Annotated in this window: 2 protein-coding genes and 1 pseudogene; all 3 read left to right on the top strand. The window is 63.1% G+C overall.

From position 1 onward, the window contains the following. Window positions 1–261, top strand: a 261-nt coding sequence (locus G4D87_RS37425) for an RtcB family protein (RefSeq protein ID WP_163787543.1), incomplete at its 5' end; no start/stop codon positions are given. A gap of 164 nt (window positions 262–425) precedes the next feature. Beyond that, window positions 426–548: pseudogene (locus G4D87_RS37420) on the top strand (RNA 3'-terminal phosphate cyclase); the annotation flags it as partial. 652 nt (window positions 549–1,200) lie between these two features. Continuing rightward, a partial coding sequence (locus tag G4D87_RS37415) for an MBL fold metallo-hydrolase (RefSeq protein ID WP_163787542.1) occupies window positions 1,201–1,728 on the top strand: 528 nt, incomplete at its 3' end.

Raw genomic sequence — 1,728 nt, 5'->3', positions numbered from 1 at the left:
GTCCGAGGGAAGGGGAACGCGGACAGCTTCCACTCCTGCAGCCACGGCGCGGGCCGGGTGATGTCGCGTGAGGCGGCGAAGCGGCGCTTCACGGTGGAGGACCACGCGAAGGCGACCGCCGGCGTGGAGTGCCGCAAGGACGTGGACGTCATCGACGAGACGCCGGCTGCGTACAAGCCCATCGACGCGGTGATGGCGGCGCAGGCGGACCTGGTCGAAGTGGTCCACACCCTGAAGCAGGTCGTGTGCGTGAAGGGGTAGTGAAACCCAGAGGTGACCATGCCGGGATGAAGACACCGAGGCGCCCGCGCTCCCCAAGAGGCCGAAAGGCCGCCAGGATGGGGGCGCGGGCGCCGCTATTTTCACGGGGGTGTCAGTGCGCGCCGGGTGGTTCGTGATTCGCGAGCAGCAAGGAGGAGGACGTCATGGTGCGCATCGATGGCTCACAGGGAGAGGGCGGGGGGCAGGTGCTGCGCACCTCGCTGGCGCTGTCGCTGGTGACAGGCAAGCCCTTCACCATCCAGAACATCCGCGCGGGCCGGAAGAAGGCGTGCAGGGAGTGGGCACTCATTGGCCTCACCCACAACCTGCGCGAGCTGCACGGCGCGAAGGTGGCCGTGTAGTAGGAAGGGGAACTCCGCCCTCCAGGGGCACCCGTGGAATGAGCATTCCTTCCACGGCTGTGCCCTGGAGAGAGGAGGGGGGCGGCCTGGATGCAACGGGGTGCTTTTTACCCCGCTCCTTGCTCCTTTCGGCAATACGAGTCAGACCGGCGAACCCAGTAAAGCCAATGCAGACGCCGGAATTTCGGCTTAGGAGTTGCTCCGCATCATGAGGCGCGCGAGTGTTCACCTTGCTGCCTTGACAGTCCTCAATGCGCTCTTAGGTTGGGCCACCCTGCAAGCAGTCGACCATGCCCAGGGAGCGGAGGAAGCGGATGCTGCTCCTGGTGCAATCGATGGATTTGCTGAGGGGCGCTGTCCCTGCCGCGCAGATGAGAGTCGAATTGCCCATACATGCCAGAAGGCCAAGCAGTCAGCCAAACTCTGCCGCACTGATGCGGAGTCCGCTAGCGAGGCAGTATCCGGTGGCCTTCTTGGCGCGCTCGTTTAACTAAGGTTGGAGATCAGGACGGAAACCCAACAGGGCGGGTTCATCGTCTGACAACATGTCGCCCTGCGCGGTCGAGGTTCGTGGAACATGGGATTTGAGATTGACTTTATGCCGGTGGGCGAGGGCGAGAAAAATGGGGATGCGATCGCCATCCGCTATGGACAGCCGGGGAACTACACCACCTACGTCGTGGATGGTGGGTACTCGGAATCGGGAGAGACGCTCGTCAAGCACATCCGGAGGTACTACAACAACCCCGAACGTATCGATTACGTCTTGTGCACCCACGCGGACATCGACCATTGTTCCGGGTTGCGGACCGTCATCGAGAACTTCGAGATTGGCGCCATCTATATGAACCGCCCCTGGACACACGCGGCGGAACTCCTGATGCGCGGGCTGTTCAAGGATCCTCGCTGGACGGAGGAAGGCCTGAGGAATCGGCTGCGCAACGATTTCCGCGTCATCGCCGAGATCGAGGACATTGCGCTGGAGCGCGGCATCCCTATCCGGCCAGCGTTCCAGGGAACTACCGTCGGGCACTTCGTGATCCTTTCCCCTGCTCGCGCGCGCTATGTCGAGTTGATCCCGCAGTTCACCCGAACGCCTGAGGCG

This window comes from Myxococcus vastator (assembly GCF_010894475.1).
Classification (GTDB): domain Bacteria; phylum Myxococcota; class Myxococcia; order Myxococcales; family Myxococcaceae; genus Myxococcus; species Myxococcus vastator.
Note: the sequence above shows the minus strand (reverse complement) of the source record. Positions and strands in the feature narration are given on the sequence as shown.